Below are 20,564 nucleotides of genomic sequence, written 5' to 3'. Positions count from 1 at the left end.
TCACCGCCGGACGTTACTGCCCGGAACGGGTCTGCTGCTCCGGCGCGGGCTCGGCCGCCTTGGCCGGCGTGGTGGGCGGCAACGGCGTCGGCTCGGCCTTCACGGCAGGCGATGCGGCCTCGGTCTTCTCCGCGTCGTCGCTCTTGAGGCCCTTCATCTCGCCCTTGAGCACCCGTGCCGACTGTCCGATCGAGCGGGCCATGTCAGGCAGCCGCTTCGCCCCGAACAGGAGGACGAGGACGCCCAGGATGATCACGATCTCCCAGCCACCGAGGTTCATGCGCCGGTTCCTTCCCTCCAGTCGACGAGGAAAGTCTACTCGTTGATTTCGCCACACCCGCGCCGCGCCCAGGTCCGGGTCTCAGCGGCGCAGCCGCCGCTCCAACCCCAGCGCCCGCAGGATCGAGACGCGCGCGGACCAGTCCGCCGCGAAGCGGGCCCGCGCCCGGCCGAACCGGCGCAGCGGCGGCACCACCAGCAGCGCCACGAGCACGGTGAGCAGCACTGCCCCGGCCACGAGCCCGATCAGCAGCACGAGCAGGTCCGCCATCAGGCCCCGTCCTGGTCGACCAGCTCCAGCGCGGCGGCCGCCCGCTCGGCGACGGCCGCGGCGAGCTCGGGCGGTTCCACCACGTGCGCGCTCCCGCCGAGGCCCAGCACGAGCCGCACCAGCCATGCCGGGTCGGCGTACCGGAGCACGACGCGGGCCCGCGCACCGTCCGGGCCCTGCTGCGCGACGACCTCCTCCACCGGGTAGTACTCGGCCACCCACAGCGCGTCCGGGCCCAGTTCGAGCACCGCGGAGCGGTGGTCGTCGCGCGCGGTGAACACCCCGCCCGCGATGTCGGTGGGCTCCGCGCTCGACGGCGGCGAGCTGGGCTCGTCGAGCACCTCGACCTCCTCGACGCGGTCGAGCCGGAACAGCCGCACCCCTTCGGCCCGCCGGCACCACGCCTCGAGGTACCCGCGGCCCTCGGCGAGCAGCAGCCGCATCGGGTCGATCGTGCGTCGCGACACCGCGTCACGGCCCGCCGTGTAGTACAGGATGCGCAGCGCCCGCCCGCTCGCCAGCGCCTCCCGCACCGTCGCGGTGGCGCGCTCCTCCTCCTCGCCGCGGCCCGGCCCGTCGAAGTCGACGGCGACGCCGGCGTCGCCGACGGCCCGCTCGATCTTGGCGGTGGCCCGCCGCACCGCGCCGGTGTCGACCACACCGGGGGCGTCGGCCAGCGTCCGCAGCGCGACCAGCAGCGCCGCCGCCTCCGCGGTGGTCAACCGCAGCGGACGGCGCATGCCCGCGTCCTCGATGACGGTGACGGTGTCGCCGGCGAACGAGAGGTCCACCAGGTCGCCGGGCCCGTAGCCGGGCAACCCGCACATCCACAGCAGTTCCAGGTCGCGGCGCAGCTGCCGGGGCGTGATGTCGAAGTCGGCGGCCGCCTCCGCGATCGGGATGCCCGGTCGCGCCAGCAGGTACGGCACGAGGGTGAGCAACCGCGGCAGGCGATCCGCCGTCGAGGTGCCACTCATGACCCTGCTCCGCTGCTCACCGCAGCATGCGCGGAGACCGCGGCCAGCAGCCGCTCCCGCACCGCTTTGGCCAGCTCCGGCGGGTCGAGCACGACCGCGTCCGGCCCGTGGCCGGCGATCCACCGCGCCAGGACGTCGACGCTGCGCAGCTCCAGCTCCACCTCGTCGCCAGGCAGACCGGCGTGCTCCAGGGGACCCCGCACGGTGCCCAGGCGGCGCAGGCCGTGCGCCCGTCCGGCGGCCACCCACAGCCGGGACGTGCGCGGCTCGGCGGGCGCAGGTTCCACGCTGCGGCGCACCATGCCGACGAGATCCACGTCCGCCGGGACCTTCACCGCACCCTCCGGCCCGGTCGCCGTCACGGGCCCGACGATCCGCGACACGCGGAACGACCGCGGCGCCTGCCGAATCCGGTCGAACCCGACGAGGTACCAGCGGCCGCGCATCGACACGACACCCCACGGCTCGACGGTCCGCCGCACCACCTCACCGCCCGGGCCGCCCCGACGGTGCTCGAACGTCACGGCCCGCCCGGTCTGGACGGCGGCCAGCAGCGGCGCGAACGCGGGATCGCCGCCGCCGGCGCGCGGCTGGATGCGGCCCTGGTCCTCCTCCACCTCCACGCCGGCGGCGCGCAGCTTGCGCAGCGCACCGTGCGCCGGGCCCGCCAGCTCCGGCGAGTCCCACAGCCGCGCGGCGAGCGCCACCGCGGTGGCCTCGTCGGGCGCCAGGTCGATCTCGCCGAGCTCGTAGTCGGACCGGGCGATGCGGTAGCCGTCCGCGGTGTCGAACGCGCCTCGCCGGCCGGTCTCCAGCGGCACGCCCAGCTCGCGCAGCTCGTTCTTGTCCCGCTCGAACATGCGGAAGAAGGCTTCGTCGTTTGGCGCGTCGGCATAGCCCGGGACGATCCCGCGAATCCGCTCGGCAGTGAGGAACTGGCGGGTCGACAACAGGCACAGCACCAGGTTCACCAGCCGCTCTGCGCGTGCGGAGGACACCGCAGCATCGTAGAGCCGCCAGGTGTCTCACAGTGCGACACCCGCAGGGTTGACCCGGTCCGGCGAGCGATCCATGGTCGGTCCATGGCCGAGCAGGTGGAGACGTTCAACCCGTGGACCGTGGTCAACCTGGTGTTCCACCACCTCGCAGAACACGGCCTGCACCCGGTCCTCGGTGACGCCGGGGACCCGGCAGTGCCCGCCGCGGCACTGCTGCAGGCCCTCGGCATCGAGCCCGGCCGCAACGACGAGACCGTGACGTCAGCGCGAGTGCAGGACGATCTGGCCAGGATCCGCGAGCGGATGTTCGGGCAGAGCTGAGTCAGGCGAGCAGCACCGCAGCCAGTCCCAGCGCAGCGGGGACGCTCTGCACGAGCAGGATCCGCGGGCTGACGGTGGCCGCGCCGTAGAGCCCCGCGACGACGACGCACGCCAGTGAGTACACGGCGAACGCGAACCCGACGCTGCTCGTCGGCCCGGCGACGAGCGCCACGACCAGCCCCGCCACCAGGAAGCCGTTGTAGAGGCCCTGGTTGCCCGCCATCGTCGCGGTCTGCTCGGCCTGCTCCACGGTCGTGCCGAACGCCGCCCGGGCCCGCGGGGTCCGCCAGAGCACCATCTCGAGCACGACGATGTAGGCGTGGATCACCGCGACGATGGCGATGAACAGGTACGCGACGATCAGCATCGTCGCAGCTTAGAGGCGGTCAGAGCGAGGCGATCAAGCGGTCGACCCGCTCGTCGACGGAGCGGAACGGGTCCTTGCACAGCACGGTGCGCTGCGCCTGGTCGTTCAGCTTCAGGTGCACCCAGTCGACGGTGAAGTCGCGGCCGGCTGCCTGCGCCGCGGCGATGAAGTCGCCGCGCAGCTTGGCCCGCGTCGTCTGCGGCGGGGTGTCCTTCGCGGCCTCGATCTCGCCGTCGTCGGTGACCCGGTCGACCATGCCCTTGCGCTGCAGCAGGTCGAACAGGCCGCGGCCGCGGCGGATGTCGTGGTAGGCCAGGTCCAGCTGGGCGATGCGCGGGCTGGCCAGGTCGAGGTCGTTGCGCAGCTGGTAGCGCTCGAGCAGGCGGTGCTTGATGGCCCAGTCGATCTCCCGGTCGATCAGCGACAGGTTCTGCTGCTCGATGGCGTCGAGGGTGCGGCCCCACAGGTCGACCACGCGCTGGATGGTCGGGTCGGCGCTGCCCCGCGCCGCGACGTGCTCGACGGCGCGGGCGTGGTACTCGCGCTGGATGTCCAGCGCGCTGGCCTCGCGCCCGCCGGCCAGCCGCACGGTGCGCCGGCCGGTGAGGTCGTGGCTGATCTCGCGGATGGCCCGGATCGGGTTGTCGAGGGTGAAGTCGCGGAACTGCACGCCCGCCTCGATCATCTCCAGGACCAGCGTCGCCGAGCCCACCTTGAGCAGGGTGGTGACCTCGGACATGTTGGAGTCGCCGACGATGACGTGCAGGCGGCGGTAGCGCTCGGCGTCGGCGTGCGGCTCGTCGCGGGTGTTGATGATCGGACGCGAGCGGGTGGTGGCGCTGGAGACGCCTTCCCAGATGTGCTCTGCGCGCTGCGAGAGGCAGTACACCGCGCCGCGCGGGGTCTGCAGCACCTTGCCCGCGCCGCAGATCAGCTGCCGGGTGACGAGGAACGGCAGCAGCACCTCGGCGATGCGGCTGAACTCACCGGCCCGGGCCACGCAGTAGTTCTCGTGGCAGCCGTAGGAGTTGCCGGCCGAGTCCGTGTTGTTCTTGAACAGGTAGATGTCGCCGCCGATGCCCTCGTCGACGAGCCGGCGCTCGGCGTCGACGAGCAGGTCCTCGAGGATCCGCTCCCCCGCCTTGTCGTGCGCGACGAGCTGTGCGAGGGAGTCGCACTCGGCGGTGGCGTACTCGGGGTGGCTGCCGACGTCGAGGTAGAGCCGCGCGCCGTTGCGCAGGAACACGTTGGACGACCGGCCCCACGAGACGACCCGGCGGAACAGGTACCGCGCCACCTCGTCGGGGGAGAGCCTGCGCTGGCCGTGGAAGGTGCAGGTGACCCCGAACTCGGTCTCCACACCGTAGATCCGCCGCTGCATCCACCCAGACTATGCGGCCGAGGCCGCAGATGGTCGTGTCTCGGCGCAGCGATTCCGGCGCGTCGGGTCACAGTCGGGCGCGGTCACAGCAGACCGGCCTCCGCCAGGCGGGCCTCGTAGATGTCGAGGACCTCCTCGTCGTCGCGGCCCGAGGACTCCGCGGCGGCCCAGATCCGCTGGTACGTGTCCACCGACTGCTCGTAGCGGCGGTTCCAGCGCTCGGCGTCGATCCGCCAGTAGCCGATCACCCCGTACGCCGACGGGGGCAGCCCCAGTTCGTGGCGGAGCATCCGGCGCACGGCGCGGGTCGCGGCGGCCTCCCCGGCCACGTAGACGTACCCCCGCCCGTCGGGGAGGTCGGCGAGCAGGTCGCGGGCGAGCTCGGGCAGCCCGCTGCCCGAGGCCTGGTCCGGGCGATGCACCCAGGTGGTGTCCGCTCCGGGCAGCTCCCGGGCGTCCGCCGGGTCCGGCACCTCGACGACCGCCGCCGTCCGCATCCCGGCCGGGGTCTCGGCCACGATCCGGCTGATCGCCGGCAACGCGGCGACGTCGCCCAGGAGGATCTGCCACGTCGCGTCGGCCGGGCGGCGGAACCAGCCGCGGCGGGTGGAGACGACCACCCGGTCCCCGGGTCGCGCGCGGCGGGCCCACGAGGCCCCGACGCCGCCGTCGTGGGTGACGAGCTCCACCGCGAGCCGCCCGGCTGGGCCCTCCACGACGTCGCGGATCGTGTACCAGCGCCCGCTCGGATCCGGCTCGCCGTCGGGCAGTGGCAGGTGCAGCACGGCGGCCTCGTCGGAGAGCCCCAGCGGGGTGTACCGGGCGATGTCCGGCCCGGTCAGCTCCACGCGGACCAGGCTCGGCGACACCGTGGCCACCTCGGCAACCACGAGCTCCAGCGGGTCGTCCACCACTGCCACCTCCTTGATAGGCGAGGCAACCCTAACTCGCCGCGATCTGGAGCGGCAGCGGACCCGCTCCTCCCGTAGGGTCGCGCTGTGTTCTCCAGGCCGCGGCGCGCTGCCGGCAACGTCAGGACCCACGTGAACGAGGTCGACCGGGCGATCTCCCGCGCCGTCTCGTCGATCCCGCCGAGCCCGTTCGACGGGGCGATGAAGGCCCTGTCCACGGCCGCCAACCACGGTCTGCTCTGGTTCGCCGTCGCCGCCGTGCTCGGCAGCCGCCGGGGTGCCCTGCGCAAGGGGGCCATGCGCGGCGTCCTCGCCATCGCTGGATCGAGCCTCACCGCCAACGCGGTGCTGAAGCCGCTGCTCCCCCGTCGCCGCCCGGCCGCTGCGGAGCTCCCGGCCTACCAGACGATCCCGAACCCGCCGACGTCGTCGTCGTTCCCGTCCGGGCACTCGGCATCGGCGGCGGCCTTCGCCACCGCCGTGGCGCTGGAGAGCCCGCGCACCGGGCTCGTGCTGGCGCCGGTCGCGGCCGCCGTCGCCTACTCGCGCGTCCACGTCGGCGTCCACTGGGCGTCGGACGTCGCCGCCGGTGCCGCCGTCGGCACCGGGATCGCGCTGGCCACCCAGCGCTGGTGGCCGGTCCGGCCGTCGGACGAGGCGCGCGCCCGCCCGCTGGACTCGGTGCCGGAACTGCCCAAGGGCAAGGGCCTGGTCCTGATCTCCAACCAGCGCTCCGGCGACGAGAACGTCGATCCGGCCGCCGAGATCGAGGAAGCGCTCCCGGACGCCGTGGTGGTCCGCGCCGAGCCGCACCGCGACCTCGACGAGCAGCTCGACGAGGCCGTCGACGAGCACTCCGACACCGTCGCCGCGATCGGGGTGGCCGGCGGCGACGGCACCGTCGCCGCAGCGGCCGCCGTGGCCGGCCGGCGCGGGCTGCCGCTGGTGGTGGTCCCCGCCGGCACGCTCAACCACTTCGCCCGCGACGTGGGCGTCTACGACCTGCAGGAGGCCGTCGACGCTGGCGGCGCCGGCCAGGCCGTCGCGGTCGACCTCGGCCTGGTCGACGTGCACCCGCCGAAGGGCGACTCCACCGAGGTCGTCCGCACGCGGGTCTTCCTCAACACGGCGAGCCTCGGCTCCTACCCCGACCTCGTGCGGCTGCGGGAGAAGTGGCAGCCGCGGATGGGCAAGTGGCCGGCGTTCGCCGCTGCCTTGGCCGTCGTGCTGCGCCGCTCCGAGCCCGTCCGGGTGTGCATCGACGGGGTGTGGCACACCGTGTGGTTCCTGTTCATCGGCAACAACCCGTACTTCCCGCGCGGGTTCGTCCCGGCCTGGCGTCCCTCGCTGGACACCGGCCTGCTCGACGCGCGCTGGCTCCGCGCCGACATCCGGTTCTCCCGCGTCCGCGCGGTCGTCGGGCTCGCGCTGGGCGCGCTCGGCCACAGCCGCGTCTACGTGCAGCGCGAGGCCCCGACGTTCGACGTGGAGCTCGAGGTCCCTGGCATGCTGGCCACCGACGGCGAGGTCGTCGAGGAGGCCGGGCGGTACACCTTCCGCGTCGCGCCCGACCCGATCTCGGTGTACCGGCGCGACGAGGACCGCTGGACCGGACGGGACCGGCCCTACCTGCGCGCCTGAGGGCCGCCCGGCCGGTGCCCGGGGTGCCGCTCGTCGAACTCGCGGGCGGCCGCGCGCTCCGACCGGACGGCTGATCGCTGCTCCTCCGCCCGGTCGGCCAACCCGAGCACGACGGCGGCCCGGATCTGCTCGCGGTTGTCCCGCACGACCGCGGCGAAGAACGCGTCGACGCGCGGGTCCTGCAGCACCTCCAGCACCACCTCGAACGAGGTGTCGACCGCCGCTTCGACGATCTCGGTGGCGAACGGGACGTGCCGCAGGCCGGTCAGACGCCGGTTCTCCCGGATCTTCTCGGTGATGATCGTCTGCAGCTCGAGCTTGTTCTCCGTCAGCGACTTGGCCAGGTTCTCCGGGTAGTTGCCGGTCTCGAGCACCTTCACGACCTCGTCGAGCACGGCGACCGTCACCGGCTTCTTGATCGCGGCGACGATCGGGCCCGACATCCGGTCGACCATGCGCAGGAAGAACTGTTCGCCGAGTGCACGGTCCACGACGCGGGACAGGCGCGCGATCAGCACGACGGTGGTCACGAACCGCCACGACTGGAAGTCGGGGTGCGCGACCGGCGCCACGGCGAGGACCTCGTAGACGTTGCGCCCCAGGTAGTTCGCCGTCCAGCCGCGCTTGCGCCACCGCCACAGGAACTCCAGCGCGAACACCACGCCGAGCGCGACGTCGGCCCGGAACAGCAGCAGGCCGATCTCGCGCGCCGGCGGGTCCAGGACCATCGCCCCCAGCAGCACCGCCGAGGCGACGGCGAGGGTCAGGAAGATCCAGTCGTCCGCCCGGACGTTGCCCGGCAGGATCCCGCTGTTCAGCTCGGGCCCCTCGGGACGCGACGACGCTGCGTTGGTCACCGGCGGATCATGGCAGCACCGCTGGCCCGCCAGGGCCGAGGGACCGGTACCGGCTCAGCTCTCGGTGGCGCCCGCCCCCGCCGGGCTCTCGTCGCCCCCGACGTCGTCGGAGCTCGGCGCGGCGTCGACGGCCCGGTTGGCCGCGGGCAACAGGTCCCGCAGCGCCGCGCCCTGGATCCGCCGGAACGTGCGGCCGGGCCGGGCCCGGTCGAGCACCGCGACCTCCAGGGACGTCACGCTCAGCGGGGACGACGTGCCGTTGCCCGGTGCCGAGCCGGCCTCCAGCGCCGTGACGGCCGTGCCCAGCGCGGCTTCCAGGTCGAGACCGGCGGAGTACGTGTCCTTCAGCTTCGCGCTGATCGGCTCGGTGGTGCCGCCCATCACCACGAACTGCGGCTCGTCGGTGATCGAGCCGTCGTAGGTGATGCGGTAGAGCTGGTCGCCGTCGGCGGTCTCCCCCACGCCCGCCACGCACAGCTCCACCTCGTACGGCTTCTGCTGCTCGACGAACGACGTGCCGAGGAACTGGGCGTACATGTTGGCGAGCATCCGCACGGTGACGTCGCGGCGGTCGTAGGCGTAGCCGCGGTAGTCGGCCGCCCGGATGCCGGCGGTGCGGAGCGAGTCGAACTCGTTGTAGCGCCCGACCGCGGCGAACCCGATGCGGTCGTAGATCTCGGAGACCTTGTTGAGCGCCTTGGACCGGTTCTCCGCAACGAAGAGGACGCCGCCGGTGAACGTGAGGATCGTGACGCTGCGGCCCCGCGAGATGCCCTTGCGGGCCAGCTCCGAGCGGTCGCGCAGCAGCTGGTCGACCGAGGAGTAGAACGGCATGGTCATGGCTCAGGCACCCCCATCCCGGGTCGCAGCATTTCCGGTGCTCGGGCTCTGCGTGCGCTGCGCCACGATCTCGCGCACCACTGCCTCGATCTCGTCGTTCGGGCGCTTCACCGCGCCCTCCGCGCCCGTGATGCTCACGACGATCGGGAAGAGTCCGCGCGTGAGGTCGGGCAGGCCGGTGGCCGTGTCGTCGTCGGCGGCGTCGTAGAGCGCACCGACGGCGGTGCGCACGGCACCGGCCAGGTCGGCCGCCGGGTCGTAGGTCTTCTTCAGCGCCGACTTCGCGAAGATCGAGCCGGAACCGACCGCGTTGTAGCCGAGGTGCTCGTCGTAGCGGCCGCCGGTGGCGTCGTAGTTGACGATCCGCCCGCCGCCCTCCTCCGGGTCGTAGCCGACGAACAGCGGCACGACCACGAACCCCTGCAGGGCCGCGCTGAGGTTGGCCGCGACGGACTGCGCCAGCTTGTTGGCCTTGCCGTCGAACGACAGCGGCACGCCCTCGAGCTTCTCGTAGTGCTCCAGGTCGGCCGAGTAGAGGCGCACCATCTGCAGGGCGAGACCGGCCGAGCCCGCGATGCCGACCGCGGAGTACGAGTCGGTGATGAACACCTTCTCGATGTCGCGCTGGGCGATCACGTTGCCCGAGGTGGCGCGCCGGTCACCGGCGATCACGACCCCGTCGGCGAAGGTGAGCGCGACGATCGTGGTGCCGTGCGGGACGTCGAGCCCCGCGCCGCTGCCCGCGGCCTGGGCGGCGGGAGTCGGCAGCAGGTGCGGCGCATGCGTGCCGACGAACTCGGTGAACGACAGCGGCCCGGGCGCGAGGAACGCGCCGAGACCTGGGGCAGTGACCGGGGGCCGGGACTCCATGGTCAGGGCGTGCCTCTCCTTCGTGCAGGCGCGCACGCCCCACGGCGTGCGCGTCCCAGTTCAGTTCCGTACGTGCGGGGAGAACCTACTCCCCGCCCTTCTGGACGTAGGCGCGGACGAAGTCCTCCGCGTTCTCCTCCAGCACGTCGTCGATCTCGTCGAGGATGGTGTCGACGTCCTCCCCGAGCTTCTCGCGGCGCTCCTGGCCGGCGGCACCGCTCTCGGAGCCGCTGTCGTCGTCGCCGCCTCCGCCGCCCTGACGCTTGGTCTGCTCCTGTGACATGTACTACCTCCTCCGTGCGGCCCCGGCTGTCACCGCCGTGACCGTCCAAGGAAACAGTAACCCAGCAGACCGACAACACGCCCGTGATCGAGGGCGCGTCGCGGCGCCGCCGATTCCCGCTCAGCCCTTGGTCAGGGCCGTCACGAGCTCCTCGGCGGTGCGCGAGTTGTCGATCAACTCGCCGACGTGGCGGCGGGTGCCGCGCAGCGGCTCCAGCGTGGGGATCCGCACCAGCGACTCGCGGCCGAGGTCGAAGATGACCGAGTCCCAGGACGCCGCGGCGACCTCCGACGGGTAGCGCTCGAGGCAGCGACCCCGGAAGTACGCGCGGGTGTCGTCCGGCGGCGTGTGCATCGCCGCGATCACCGCGTCCTCGCTGACCAGCCGCTTGATCGAGCCGCGGGTGGCCAGCCGGTTGTACAGGCCCTTCGCCATCCGCACATCGGTGTACTGGAGGTCGACCAGCGCGAGGCGGCCTGCGTCCCAGCTCAGCCCGTCGCGCTCGCGGTAGCCCTCGAGCAGGCGCAGCTTGGCGGTCCAGTCGAGCCGGTCCGCGGTCTCCATCGGGTCGCGCTCCAGCGCGTCGAGGATCTCGCCCCAGATCTGCAGCACCTCGGCGGTGGCGTCGTCGACGTCGGCGCCCAGGGTGTTCTCGACGTGCTTCTGCGCCTTCTCGAAGTACGCCCGCTGCACGTCGAGGGCGGTGAACTTGCGCCCGTCCACGAGGTCGACGGTGAGCTTCAGCGACGGGTCGTGGCTGATCCGGTGCACCGAGCGGACCGGCTCGGCCAGGCGCAGCTCGTCGAACCGCACACCCTTCTCGATCATGTCGAGCACCAGCGCGGTGGTGCCGACCTTGAGCAGCGTGGAGTACTCGCTCATGTTGGCGTCGCCGATGATGACGTGCAGGCGGCGGTACTTGTCGGCGTCGGCGTGCGGCTCGTCGCGGGTGTTGATGATGCCGCGCTTGAGCGTGGTCTCCAGGCCGACCTCGACCTCGATGTAGTCGGCGCGCTGCGAGAGCTGGTAGCCCGCCTCGTCGCCGGTGGCGCCGCGGCCGACCCGACCGGCACCGCAGACGACCTGCCGCGTCACGAAGAACGGCGTCAGCCCGCTCACGATCGCGGGGAACGGCGTGAACCGCGACATCAGGTAGTTCTCGTGGGCGCCGTAGCTCGCGCCCTTGCCGTCGACGTTGTTCTTGTACAGCTGGATGCGCGGGGTGCCCGGCACGGTGGCCGCGCGCATCGCGGCCTCCTCCATCGTCCGCTCCCCCGCCTTGTCCCAGATCACCACGTCGCGCGGCGTCGTGACCTCCGGCGTGGAGAACTCGGGGTGCGCGTGGTCGACGTAGAGCCGGGCGCCGTTGGTGAGGATGACGTTGGCCGCGCCGAGGTCGTCGAGCTCCGAGTCGCCGGGCGAGTGCATGGTGGGCGCCGAGAGGTCGAACCCGCGGGCGTCGCGCAGCGGCGACTCCACCTCGTAGTCCCAGCGGGCGCGCCGCGACCGCGGGATGTCGGCGGCCGCGGCGTAGGCCAGCACGATCTGCGTCGAGGTGATGACCGGGTTGGCGGCCGGGTCACCGGGCACCGAGATCCCGTACTCGATCTCCGTGCCCATGATCCGCCGAGCACCGGACAGGGGCTGCGTCGACGGCTGCGTCACGGGCCGACCTCACACGAACACATGCAGCGAGCCTAACCGGCGCAAGATGGGTCCGTGCACGACGCCGGTGACGAACCCGTGGCACTCTACGACGCGGACGGTGCCCCGACGGGCGCCGTCGCACCCCGGCGGCTGGTCTACCGGGACGGGCTGTGGCACGCCGCCACCGGCGTCCTGCTGCGCAGCAGCGACCGGCAGCGCCTCTACCTGCACCGACGGACGGACACGAAGCTCGTCCACCCGGGCGCGTTCGACTGCTGGGCCGGCGGGGTGGTCGACCCTGGCGAGACACCCGACGCGGCCGCCGCCCGTGAACTGGCCGAGGAGCTCGGCGTCCGCGGCGCGCCCCTCACACCGCTGGGGCGCTACGTCTACGACGACGGGCGGCTGCGTTACCACATCTTCGCCTACGAGGCGTTCTGGGACGGGCCCGTCACGTGGCAGCCGGAGGAGGTGGCGTGGGGCGCCTGGATCACGGTCGCCGAGCTGCGCGCGCTGCTGTCCGACCCCGCCCGCCCGTTCGCACCGGACGGGCGGCTGGGCGCGGATCGCTGGCTGGCCCGGCAGCAGTGACGCACCGACGTCGCGATCGCGACGCGATCCTCAGCTCAGGCGTTCCTCGGTCATACCGGGGATGCCGTCCGGGTACTGGTTGCGGGTGTCGCGCCACTCCTCGACGTTCGCCCGCAAGATGTGCGCAGCGTCAACCAACGGGAGAGGTCTGAGGTCGGCGAGCATCGACGGGAAGCCCAGCCTCCAACGATGCACCGTTCGGTCCGGGAACACAGCGTCGACGTCGATGATCAGACCGGCGCCACCCTGATCCTCTTCCAATCCCGAGACGATCATCTCAGGCCTGGACGACTGCGGCTCCGCCACCCGTCGACGGCGTGCCGCGGAACGCAACTCCAGCAGCGTCCATGACATGTGGTCTCAGACCTCCCTCTTGTCGGCAACTGGTGTGAAGCTCAAGCACTTTCCTTGCCAACTCTCGCCTGGTGGTCTGTAGCCAGCCGTAGATGGCCTGTCGATCCAGTATGCAGTGATCACGCCCTGGGGACTGAATCCGCCAGACCCGATCTGGCCCTGATTCACCACGACGCGGAACACCTCCTCGCACGTGTCAGTGAACGTCGAGTACCGCATTCCGCCATCATCAGGATTCGGCTGGCCGCGAGCGATGGTGTAGGCGATCTGCGCGTCGAATCCAGACGTTCATCGCCCACGCACGACGAGGTGCTTCAAGCCGTATGTTGCCGTGCCGCATCTGAGGGGGATGGTCTCCGCGCCTCGCTTGTACAGGGCCGTGATGGCCGACTCGGCCTTGCCGTCACAGTATCTGGCCGGGACATACGCTTGCCCAACCCCGGTCGTCGCCGGCAGTGCAGCGAAGACTCCAATGGTCACGAGAGCAACTCTCCGCCACCACCGCATCAGCTCGCCCTTGTGTCCGCTCAACCCGATTGACACTAGGGTGGAGAAAGATCATCCGGGGCCGATTCGAGAAACTGACGGAGACGTTCCGCTACAGGTTGATCATGTGGCCGGCCAGGCCGTGGATCGCTTCCTGCAGGCCCTCCGACAGCGTCGGGTGGGCGTGGACGTTGCGGGCCATCTCGTGCGCCGTCAGGTCCCACTTCTGCGCCAGGGTGAGCTCGGGCAGGAGCTCGGTGACCTCGGGGCCGATGAGGTGGCCGCCGAGCAGCTCGCCGTAGGTCTCGTCGCTGATCAGCTTCACGAACCCGCCGGGCTCGCCGATGCCCTGGGCCTTGCCGTTGGCGGTGAACGGGAACTTGGCGACCTTGACCTTCCAGCCGCGCTCGTCGGCCAGCTCGCGCGCCTGCGCCTCGGTGTAGCCGAAGCTCGCCACCTGCGGGGTGCAGAACGTGGCGCGCGGCATCATCACGTACTCCTCGGCGCCGAGCGGCATCGTCTCGGCGCCGGCGATCGTCTCCGCCGCGACGACGCCCTGCGCCTCCGCCACGTGCGCGAGCATCAGCTTCGCCGTGACGTCGCCGATCGCGTAGACGTGCTCGACGTTGGTGCGCATGTGGTCGTCGATCGCGATGGCGCCGCGCTCGGTGAGCTCGACGCCCAGCTTCTCCAGCCCGTATCCCTCGACGCGCGGGGCGAACCCGATGGCGGAGAGCAGCTTGTCGGCGTGGATCGTCTTCTGCTGGCCGTTCTGGGAGACCGTGACGGTGACCCCGTCGCCCGACTCGTCGACGGACTCGACCTTCGTCGAGGTCAGCACGTCGATGCCGTACTTCTTGTAGCGCTTGGCGAGCTCCTTGGAGACCTCGACGTCCTCCAGCGGGAGCATGCGGTCGAGGAACTCGACGATCGTGACCTGCACGCCGAAGTTGTGGAGCACGAACGCGAACTCGACGCCGATCGCGCCCGCACCGGCGATGACGATGCTGCCGGGCAGGTCGCGGGTGAGGATCTGCTCCTCGTAGGTGACGACCTTCTCCGAGCGCTCGACGCCGGGCAGCATCTTCGTGGTGGTGCCCGTCGCGATGATCACGTCGTCGTAGGTGATCGTCTCGGTGCCGCCGGCGGTGAGCGCGACCTCGATCGTGCCCGGCTCGGTGAACGAGCCGCGGCCGTCGAACTCGGTGATCTTGTTCTTCTTCATGAGGAAGTGCACGCCCTTGACGCGCCCGTCGGCGACGACGCGGCTGCGGTCGAAGGCGGCACCGAAGTCGAAGGAGACGTCGCCGCTGATCCCGAACGTCTTGGCCTCGTCGCGCACGATGTGCGCGAGCTCGGCGTTGCGGAGCAGGGCCTTCGACGGGATGCAGCCGACGTTCAGGCAGACGCCGCCCCAGTACTGGGACTCCACCACCGCGACGCTCGCGCCGAGCTGGGCAGCACGGATGGCCGCGACGTACCCACCGGGACCCGCGCCGAGAACGACCACGTCGAAGTGCGATGCCATGCCTGCCACCCTAGTGGGCGATGCGCGGGGCGCGACGAGGTGGCAGCCACCGACGATCACCGGGTCCGGCGACGGCCCTGGACGTGACGCTCGTCACGCACGGGAATCATGTGAGCTCTCACTTTGTCGCTAGTAGCGTGCTCAACAAGTGAGCGCTCAAATACTTCTAAGGGGTTCGGCATGACCACCGCGACTCGCATCCCCGGCTACGTCGCCGGCACGTGGGACATCGACACCAGCCACTCCGCGGTCGCCTTCAGCGTCCGTCACCTGATGGTCAGCAAGGTGCGCGGGAACTTCACCTCGTTCTCCGGCGAGATCGTCACCGGCGAGAACCTCGAGGACTCGAAGGTCACGGCCACGGTCGACGCCGCGTCGATCACCACGGGCACCGAGCAGCGCGACAACCACATCCGCTCGGCCGACTTCTTCGAGGTCGAGAAGTACCCGACCTGGACGTTCCGCTCCACCGCCGTCCGCGAGGACGCGCTCGAGGGCGAGCTGACCATCAAGGGCGTGACCCGTCCGGTCACCTTCGACCTCGAGTTCACCGGCTTCGGGCCGGACGCCTGGGGCGGCACCCGCGCCGGCTTCGAGGCCAGCACCACCATCAACCGCGACGACTTCGGCGTCGACATCAAGATGCCGCTCGAGGGCGGCGGCGTGGTCGTCGGCGAGAAGGTCGCGATCACCCTCGAGATCGAGGCCGTGCTCCGCAAGGACTGAGCTCCCCGACGGGCCTATCGTGGGTCCGTGCCCTATCGGGAACGGCGCCCACCGGCGGCGTTGAGCGAGGCCGTCGAGGCCGTCTGGACGCTCGACTCGCCGGCCGGCGCCGTGCTCCCCGACGGCTGCATGGACCTCGTGTGGAGCAACGATCGGCTCCTGGTGGCGGGCCCCGACACCGCCCCGGACGATCGCCGGCGGACGGGCGCTGCGGCCGGAGTGCGGTTCCGGCCGGGCGCCCTTCCGGCGTTGTTGGGCGTGCCAGGGTCCGCGCTGCGCGACCGCCGGGTGCCGCTCGCCGAGCTGCAGCCCGCTCCGGCACGTGCCGCCCTCGCGCGCATCGAATCCGGCGCCGACCCGCTCGCCGCGCTCGTCGAGCTCGCCGCGCAGCTCCCGGGCACCCCGGCCGAGCCGTGGCGACGGAGCGTGCTGCGCGGGGCCGCCGCCGGACGTCCGGCGAGCGACCTGGCCGACGCACTGGGCTGGACCACCCGCACCCTGCACCGACACTGCCTCACGGCCTTCGGCTACGGGCCGGCGACGCTCCGGCGCGTGCTGAGATTCCGCCGCGCGCTGGCCCTGCTGCAGGCCGGTCGCGCCCCGGCCGACGTCGCCGCCGTGGCGGGCTACGCCGACCAGCCGCACCTCTCCCGCGAGGTGCGGGAGCTGGCCGGCGCGACGCCCGCTCAGCTCAGCGGGGTGAACAGGTCCACGCCCGTCCCGTCCGGGTCCACCACCGTCGCGTAGCGCTGGCCCCACGGGGCGTCAAACGGCGCGATCTCGCTGCGGTAGCCCGCTGCCACGACCCGTGCGTGCAGATCGTCGACCGCCGCCGCGTCCGGGCAGACGAAGCCGAGGTTCACCCGGCCCGGACCCGCCGGGATCGGCCCGTCGTGGAACGACCGGATCACCGCCTCGGTGTCGAACCCGAGGCGCAGGCCGCCGGGCAGGCGCACCTCGACGTGCCCCTCCTGGTCCGCCTCCGGCGGCACGTCCAGGCCGAGCAACCGGTAGAAGGCCAGGGACTTGGCCATGTCGGAGACGATGATGCCGATGTGGTCGAAGCGTCCGTTCGTCATGCGGCGAGGCTAGGAGCTCGGTGCATTCCGGGTCATGAACAGATCGGACAGCCGCGCCTCTAGCGTCGGCCACATGCCCGTACTGCCGCCCGACGGCCGGCCTCTGGTCGGCTCGACCGTCCGCCTCGACCCGCTGACCCTCGACGACGCCGCGGAGCTGCTGCCCTGCTTCGCCGATCCGCGCGTCTACGCGCACGGGTTCGTGATGCACGCCCCGCCCGCCGACATCGCCGGGATGCGTGAGCTGATCTCAGCTCGTCTCCGGCCGGGCAAGATCCCCTACGCCGTGCGCGTCGACGGCGTCGTCGTCGGCACCTCGTCACTGATGGACGTCGACCTGGTCAACGAGCGCACCCACATCGGCTCCACGCTCTACCACCCCGACCACTGGGGCACCGAGGTCAACCCGGAGACCAAGCTCCTGCTGCTGGGGCATGCGTTCGACGACTGCGGGTTCGGCCGCGTCAAGATCCAGACCGACGCGCTCAACACGCGCTCCTGCGCCGCGATCGCGAAGCTCGGCGCGACCCGCGAGGGGGTGCTGCGCCGGCACATGCGCCGCGAGGACGGCACCTTCCGCGACACGGTGGTGTTCTCGATCCTGCGCGACGAGTGGCCCGCGGTGCGGGAGCGCCTGCGCGCACGCACCGCAGGCGCGGCGGTCGCCTGAGCCCACCCACGACCGCACCCCCCGTCGGGCCCGTTCACACACGTTCGACCGTGTGTGAACGGGCCCGACGGTGTGTGACGTGCGGTCAGGCGGGCGCCGGTTCCCGGGTCAGGTCCAGGGTGAAGTAGGCGCTCAGCGGGTCGTCGACGTAGTCGGCGAACGGGGCGCAGGGGACGAAGCCGTGCCGCTCGTAAAGGCGGCGGGCCGGGGCGAAGAACTCGTCCGATCCCGTCTCCAGCGAGAGCCGGACGTACCTGCGAGCCCGGGCCTCGGCCAGGATGTGGGCGAGCAGGCGGCCGGCGATGCCCTGGCCGCGGCGGGTGGGGTCGGTGCGCATCGACTTCACCTCGCCGTGCCCTTCGCCGAGGTCCTTCAGCGCCCCGCAGCCGACGAGCACACCCGCGTCCCGGACGGACCAGAACGTGACCTCCGGCGCGCGCAGGGCGGCCAGGTCCAGGGCGTGCACGCTCTCCGGCGGGCTCAGCTCGTGCATCTGGTCGAGGTGCGCCTGCAGGAACGCCGCGACGTCCGGTCCGCGCAGGTCGTCGACCACGATCTCCATCTGTCCCCCTTGCACACGACGGCGCGCCCGGTGCGGTCTGCACCGGACGCGCCGTCGAGGACCGTGCTGCTTACAGGTACTGGCCGGTGTTGGACGCGGTGTCGATCGCCCGGCCGGTCTCGGCGTTCTTGCCGGTGACGAGCGTGCGGATGTAGACGATCCGCTCGCCCTTCTTGCCGGAGATGCGCGCCCAGTCGTCGGGGTTGGTGGTGTTGGGCAGGTCCTCGTTCTCGGCGAACTCGTCGACGATCGCGGAGAGCAGGTGCTGCACCCGCAGGCCCGGCTGGCCCGTCTCCAGCACCGACTTGATCGCGGACTTCTTCGAGCGGTCGACGATGTTCTGGATCATCGCGCCCGAGTTGAAGTCCTTGAAGTAGAGCGTCTCCTTGTCGCCGTTGGCGTAGGTGACCTCGAGGAAGCGGTTCTCCTCCGTCTCGTCGTACATCCGCTCGACGATGCGCTGGATCATGGCGTCGATGCAGGCCTTGCGGTTGCCGCCGAACTCGGCCAGGTCGTCGTCGTGGATCGGCAGGGTGTCGGTGATGTACTTCGAGAAGATGTCCTGCGCCGCCTCGGCGTCCGGCCGCTCGATCTTGATCTTCACGTCGAGCCGGCCCGGCCGCAGGATCGCGGGGTCGATCATGTCCTCGCGGTTGGACGCGCCGATCACGATGACGTTCTCCAGGCCCTCGACGCCGTCGATCTCGGCGAGGAGCTGGGGCACGATCGTCGTCTCGACGTCGGAGGAGACGCCCGATCCGCGGGTGCGGAAGATCGAGTCCATCTCGTCGAAGAACACGATCACCGGGGTGCCGGCGGACGCCTTCTCCCGGGCCCGCTGGAAGATCAGCCGGATGTGCCGCTCGGTCTCGCCGACGAACTTGTTGAGCAGCTCCGGGCCCTTGATGTTGAGGAAGAACGCGCGGCCCTCGTTCGGGTCGTCGCCGCGAACGGCGGCCACCTTCTTGGCCAGCGAGTTCGCCACCGCCTTCGCGATGAGCGTCTTGCCGCAGCCGGGCGGGCCGTAGAGCAGCACGCCCTTCGGCGGGCGCAGCTCGTACTCCTTGAACAGCTCGGCGTGCAGGAACGGCAGCTCGACGGCGTCGCGGATCTGCTCGATCTGCCGGAACAGGCCGCCGATGTCGGAGTAGTCGACGTCGGGCACCTCCTCCAGCACGAGGTCCTCGACCTCCGCCTTCGGCACCCGCTCGTAGGCGTAGCCGGCCTTGGAGTCGATCAGCAGGGAGTCGCCCGGCTTGAGCGGCACGAAGTCGGGGACGTCCGTGTCGAACAGCGGCGCGGCGAGCCACACCACGCGCTCCTCGTCGGCGTGGCCCACGACCAGCGCGCGACCGGCCAGCCCGTCCGCCGTCGGCTCGGAGAGCACCTCCCGCAGCGCGCACACCTCGCCGACGCGTTCGAAGTCGCCCGCCTCGACGACGGTGAGCGCCTCGTTGAGCCGCACGGTCTGGCCGCTCTGCAGCGTGCTGGCGTCGACCGCGGGCGAGACGGCGACGCGCATGCGCCGGCCCGAGGTGAAGACGTCGACCGTCTCGTCCTCGAACCGGGTCAGGAAGACCCCGTAGCCGCTCGGCGGCTGGGCCAGCCGATCGACCTCCTCGCGGAGGGCGACGAGCTGCCCGCGGGCCTCCTTCAGCGTCTCGGTGAGCTTCTCGTTGCGGGCCGACAGCTGCGCGAGCCGGCTCGCGGACTCCGCGAGGCGCTGCTCCAGCACGCGCACGTGTCGCGGCGACTCGGCGAGCTTGCGCCGCAGCAGCGCGACTTCTTCCTCGAGGAAGCGGATCTGAGCCGCGGCCTCCGCGGGCGAGAGCTCACCTGGGTTGCCGCTGCCGGGACCGTCGTAGGGGTTCACGGCATCCTCCCTCCGTGTTCCGTTTCCATACGGTACCTGCGAACGGGGAGTTCCTCCGTGCGGCGAACCGGTGATCCACCACTCAACCGCTCGGCAGCTTGACTCGGAGCCGATGTGTTTGGTGCGTGACGGGCCGCGCGGCGGCCGGACCAGCTCCCTCGCGCGGACGGCTCAGCGGCTCGTCGGACGGCGCTGCTGACGGGGCGGGACGACACCGTCGGCGAGCCTCCGCGCCGTCACGAGGAACGCCGTGTGACCCTGCATCCGGTGGTCGGGACGCACGGCGAGCCCGACCACGTGCCACGGCCTGACCAGGCACTCCCATGCCTGCGGCTCGGTCCAGCACTGCTGCTCGCGCAGGTCCTCGACGAGCCGGGAGAGCTGCGTGGTGGTCGCGACGTAGCCCACCAGCACGCCCCCCGGGATGAGCGCGCCGGCCACGGTCGACAGGTGCTCCCACGGCGCAAGCATGTCCAGAACGACCCGATCGACCGGTTCACTCGCTCCGTCGTGAGTATGAAGATCAGCGACCCGCAAGGTCCAGTTGGGTGGTGCCTCGCCGTAGAAAATCTCGACGTTGCGCCGGGCGTGTTGCGCGTGGTCGTCACGGATCTCGTAGGACAGCACGCTCCCCTCCGGCCCGACCGCCTGCAGCAGCGAGCACGTGAGCGCGCCCGAGCCGGCTCCGGCCTCCAGCACCCGCGCGCCGGGGAACACGTCGCCCCACATCAGGATCTGGGCGGCGTCCTTCGGGTAGATCACCTGGGCGCCGCGCGGCATCGACAGCACGTAGTCGGCCAGCCGCGGACGCAGCGCGAGGTACGGGGTGCCGCTCGGGGAGTGCACGAGGCTCCCTTCCGGCTGCCCGATGAGGTCGTCGTGACGCAGCCCGCCGCGGTGCGTGTGGTACTCGGCGCCGGCCTCCAGCGTGACCGTGTAGTGGCGGCCCTTGGGGTCGGTCAGCTGCACCCGGTCGCCGGCTCGGAACGGGCCGCCGCGGGCGCGCGCGGACACGGATCGGGGTACTGCGGAAACGGCGTCGGGCACGCGGT

At 71.6% G+C, this 20,564-nt stretch carries 24 protein-coding genes; 6 read left to right on the top strand and 18 right to left on the bottom strand.

The features are described 5' to 3' along the window. Positions 1-13 precede the first annotated feature (13 nt). The 4 genes from tatA to ACQEVB_RS26890 all read right to left on the bottom strand — a co-directional run bounded on the left by tatA (position 14) and on the right by ACQEVB_RS26890 (position 2,525). A complete protein-coding gene (gene tatA / locus ACQEVB_RS26905; protein WP_432976741.1) occupies positions 14-280 on the bottom strand; it encodes a Sec-independent protein translocase subunit TatA in 267 nt (88 codons plus the stop codon). An 81-nt stretch (positions 281-361) separates the two neighbouring features. Next, entirely contained in the window at positions 362-550 is a 189-nt protein-coding gene (locus tag ACQEVB_RS26900; RefSeq protein WP_432976738.1) for a hypothetical protein, read from the bottom strand. After that, positions 550-1,527 carry a helix-turn-helix transcriptional regulator gene (locus tag ACQEVB_RS26895; protein ID WP_432976735.1) on the bottom strand — a complete coding sequence of 326 codons (978 nt, stop codon included), beginning with the start codon at positions 1,525-1,527 and terminating at the stop codon, positions 550-552. The genes ACQEVB_RS26900 and ACQEVB_RS26895 overlap by 1 nt, the downstream gene beginning before the upstream one ends. Further along, complete coding sequence (locus ACQEVB_RS26890; RefSeq protein ID WP_432976732.1) at positions 1,524-2,525, bottom strand: helix-turn-helix transcriptional regulator; 1,002 nt, start codon at positions 2,523-2,525, stop codon at positions 1,524-1,526. Before ACQEVB_RS26890 ends, ACQEVB_RS26895 begins: the two co-directional genes overlap by 4 nt. A gap of 84 nt (positions 2,526-2,609) precedes the next feature. Here ACQEVB_RS26890 and ACQEVB_RS26885 point away from each other — a divergent pair, with 84 nt between their 5' ends. Further along, positions 2,610-2,846: a hypothetical protein gene (locus ACQEVB_RS26885; protein WP_432976729.1), complete on the top strand. Its 237-nt coding sequence runs from the start codon at positions 2,610-2,612 to the stop codon at positions 2,844-2,846. A gap of 1 nt (position 2,847) precedes the next feature. On the opposite strand, the gene ACQEVB_RS26880 is transcribed toward ACQEVB_RS26885, so the two are convergent. The 3 genes from ACQEVB_RS26880 to ACQEVB_RS26870 all read right to left on the bottom strand — a co-directional run bounded on the left by ACQEVB_RS26880 (position 2,848) and on the right by ACQEVB_RS26870 (position 5,505). Beyond that, the gene (locus tag ACQEVB_RS26880) at positions 2,848-3,213 is read right to left on the bottom strand and encodes a DUF1304 domain-containing protein (RefSeq protein ID WP_432976726.1); all 366 of its coding nucleotides are present in this window, start codon (positions 3,211-3,213) and stop codon (positions 2,848-2,850) included. A 19-nt stretch (positions 3,214-3,232) separates the two neighbouring features. Further along, complete coding sequence (gene pafA / locus ACQEVB_RS26875) at positions 3,233-4,594, bottom strand: Pup--protein ligase (protein WP_432976723.1); 1,362 nt, start codon at positions 4,592-4,594, stop codon at positions 3,233-3,235. A gap of 83 nt (positions 4,595-4,677) precedes the next feature. After that, positions 4,678-5,505, bottom strand: a complete 828-nt coding sequence (locus ACQEVB_RS26870; protein WP_432976720.1) for a siderophore-interacting protein — start codon at positions 5,503-5,505, stop codon at positions 4,678-4,680. Positions 5,506-5,637: 132 nt separating this feature from the next. On the opposite strand from ACQEVB_RS26870, the gene ACQEVB_RS26865 reads away from it, so the two are divergent. Further along, on the top strand, positions 5,638-7,146 hold the full coding sequence (locus ACQEVB_RS26865; protein WP_432976717.1) for a bifunctional phosphatase PAP2/diacylglycerol kinase family protein: 1,509 nt from the start codon (positions 5,638-5,640) through the stop codon (positions 7,144-7,146). Here ACQEVB_RS26865 and ACQEVB_RS26860 read toward each other — a convergent pair. The 5 genes from ACQEVB_RS26860 to dop form a co-directional block, all read right to left on the bottom strand. Further along, positions 7,131-8,003: an ion transporter gene (locus ACQEVB_RS26860; protein WP_432976714.1), complete on the bottom strand. Its 873-nt coding sequence runs from the start codon at positions 8,001-8,003 to the stop codon at positions 7,131-7,133. The two genes, ACQEVB_RS26865 and ACQEVB_RS26860, sit on opposite strands and share 16 nt — an antisense overlap. 54 nt (positions 8,004-8,057) lie before the next feature. Then, positions 8,058-8,843 (bottom strand): proteasome subunit alpha, encoded by a 786-nt coding sequence (gene prcA / locus ACQEVB_RS26855; RefSeq protein ID WP_432976711.1) that lies wholly within the window; start codon positions 8,841-8,843, stop codon positions 8,058-8,060. A 3-nt stretch (positions 8,844-8,846) separates the two neighbouring features. Next, on the bottom strand, positions 8,847-9,713 hold the full coding sequence (gene prcB / locus ACQEVB_RS26850) for a proteasome subunit beta (RefSeq protein WP_432976708.1): 867 nt from the start codon (positions 9,711-9,713) through the stop codon (positions 8,847-8,849). 85 nt (positions 9,714-9,798) lie between these two features. After that, positions 9,799-9,996 (bottom strand): ubiquitin-like protein Pup, encoded by a 198-nt coding sequence (locus ACQEVB_RS26845; RefSeq protein ID WP_432976705.1) that lies wholly within the window; start codon positions 9,994-9,996, stop codon positions 9,799-9,801. A 120-nt stretch (positions 9,997-10,116) separates the two neighbouring features. Continuing rightward, entirely contained in the window at positions 10,117-11,616 is a 1,500-nt protein-coding gene (gene dop, locus ACQEVB_RS26840; RefSeq protein WP_432980597.1) for a depupylase/deamidase Dop, read from the bottom strand. Between the two features lie 123 nt (positions 11,617-11,739). On the opposite strand from dop, the gene ACQEVB_RS26835 reads away from it, so the two are divergent. Continuing rightward, positions 11,740-12,234 (top strand): NUDIX domain-containing protein, encoded by a 495-nt coding sequence (locus ACQEVB_RS26835; protein ID WP_432976702.1) that lies wholly within the window; start codon positions 11,740-11,742, stop codon positions 12,232-12,234. Positions 12,235-12,264: 30 nt separating this feature from the next. Here the strand turns inward: ACQEVB_RS26835 and ACQEVB_RS26830 are convergent, their stop codons facing one another. Both ACQEVB_RS26830 and lpdA read right to left on the bottom strand, forming a co-directional pair. After that, complete coding sequence (locus tag ACQEVB_RS26830) at positions 12,265-12,588, bottom strand: hypothetical protein (RefSeq protein WP_432976699.1); 324 nt, start codon at positions 12,586-12,588, stop codon at positions 12,265-12,267. 598 nt (positions 12,589-13,186) lie between these two features. Beyond that, positions 13,187-14,602, bottom strand: a complete 1,416-nt coding sequence (lpdA, locus tag ACQEVB_RS26825) for a dihydrolipoyl dehydrogenase (protein WP_432976696.1) — start codon at positions 14,600-14,602, stop codon at positions 13,187-13,189. Positions 14,603-14,782: 180 nt separating this feature from the next. On the opposite strand from lpdA, the gene ACQEVB_RS26820 reads away from it, so the two are divergent. Together ACQEVB_RS26820 and ACQEVB_RS26815 are read left to right on the top strand one after the other, a co-directional pair. After that, positions 14,783-15,328 (top strand): YceI family protein, encoded by a 546-nt coding sequence (locus tag ACQEVB_RS26820; RefSeq protein ID WP_432976693.1) that lies wholly within the window; start codon positions 14,783-14,785, stop codon positions 15,326-15,328. Positions 15,329-15,355: 27 nt separating this feature from the next. Then, positions 15,356-16,075 carry a DUF6597 domain-containing transcriptional factor gene (locus ACQEVB_RS26815; RefSeq protein WP_432976690.1) on the top strand — a complete coding sequence of 240 codons (720 nt, stop codon included), beginning with the start codon at positions 15,356-15,358 and terminating at the stop codon, positions 16,073-16,075. Here ACQEVB_RS26815 and ACQEVB_RS26810 read toward each other — a convergent pair. Beyond that, complete coding sequence (locus ACQEVB_RS26810) at positions 16,015-16,407, bottom strand: VOC family protein (RefSeq protein WP_432976687.1); 393 nt, start codon at positions 16,405-16,407, stop codon at positions 16,015-16,017. The two genes, ACQEVB_RS26815 and ACQEVB_RS26810, sit on opposite strands and share 61 nt — an antisense overlap. Positions 16,408-16,480: 73 nt before the next feature. Here ACQEVB_RS26810 and ACQEVB_RS26805 point away from each other — a divergent pair, with 73 nt between their 5' ends. Continuing rightward, complete coding sequence (locus ACQEVB_RS26805; protein ID WP_432976684.1) at positions 16,481-17,077, top strand: GNAT family N-acetyltransferase; 597 nt, start codon at positions 16,481-16,483, stop codon at positions 17,075-17,077. A gap of 85 nt (positions 17,078-17,162) precedes the next feature. On the opposite strand, the gene ACQEVB_RS26800 is transcribed toward ACQEVB_RS26805, so the two are convergent. From ACQEVB_RS26800 to ACQEVB_RS26790, 3 genes are all read right to left on the bottom strand, one after another. Beyond that, positions 17,163-17,639, bottom strand: coding sequence for a GNAT family N-acetyltransferase (locus ACQEVB_RS26800; RefSeq protein WP_432976681.1), 477 nt, complete (start codon positions 17,637-17,639; stop codon positions 17,163-17,165). 70 nt (positions 17,640-17,709) lie between these two features. Next, positions 17,710-19,512, bottom strand: a complete 1,803-nt coding sequence (arc, locus tag ACQEVB_RS26795; RefSeq protein ID WP_432976678.1) for a proteasome ATPase — start codon at positions 19,510-19,512, stop codon at positions 17,710-17,712. 171 nt (positions 19,513-19,683) lie between these two features. Further along, the gene (locus tag ACQEVB_RS26790) at positions 19,684-20,559 is read right to left on the bottom strand and encodes a tRNA (adenine-N1)-methyltransferase (RefSeq protein WP_432976675.1); all 876 of its coding nucleotides are present in this window, start codon (positions 20,557-20,559) and stop codon (positions 19,684-19,686) included. Positions 20,560-20,564: the final 5 nt, after the last annotated feature.

The organism is Pseudonocardia sp. CA-107938, assembly GCF_050936315.1.
In the GTDB taxonomy this organism is placed as follows: Bacteria; Actinomycetota; Actinomycetes; order Mycobacteriales; family Pseudonocardiaceae; genus Pseudonocardia.
The sequence above is the reverse complement of the archived record's forward strand: the minus strand, read 5'-3'. Positions and strand labels throughout refer to the sequence as shown.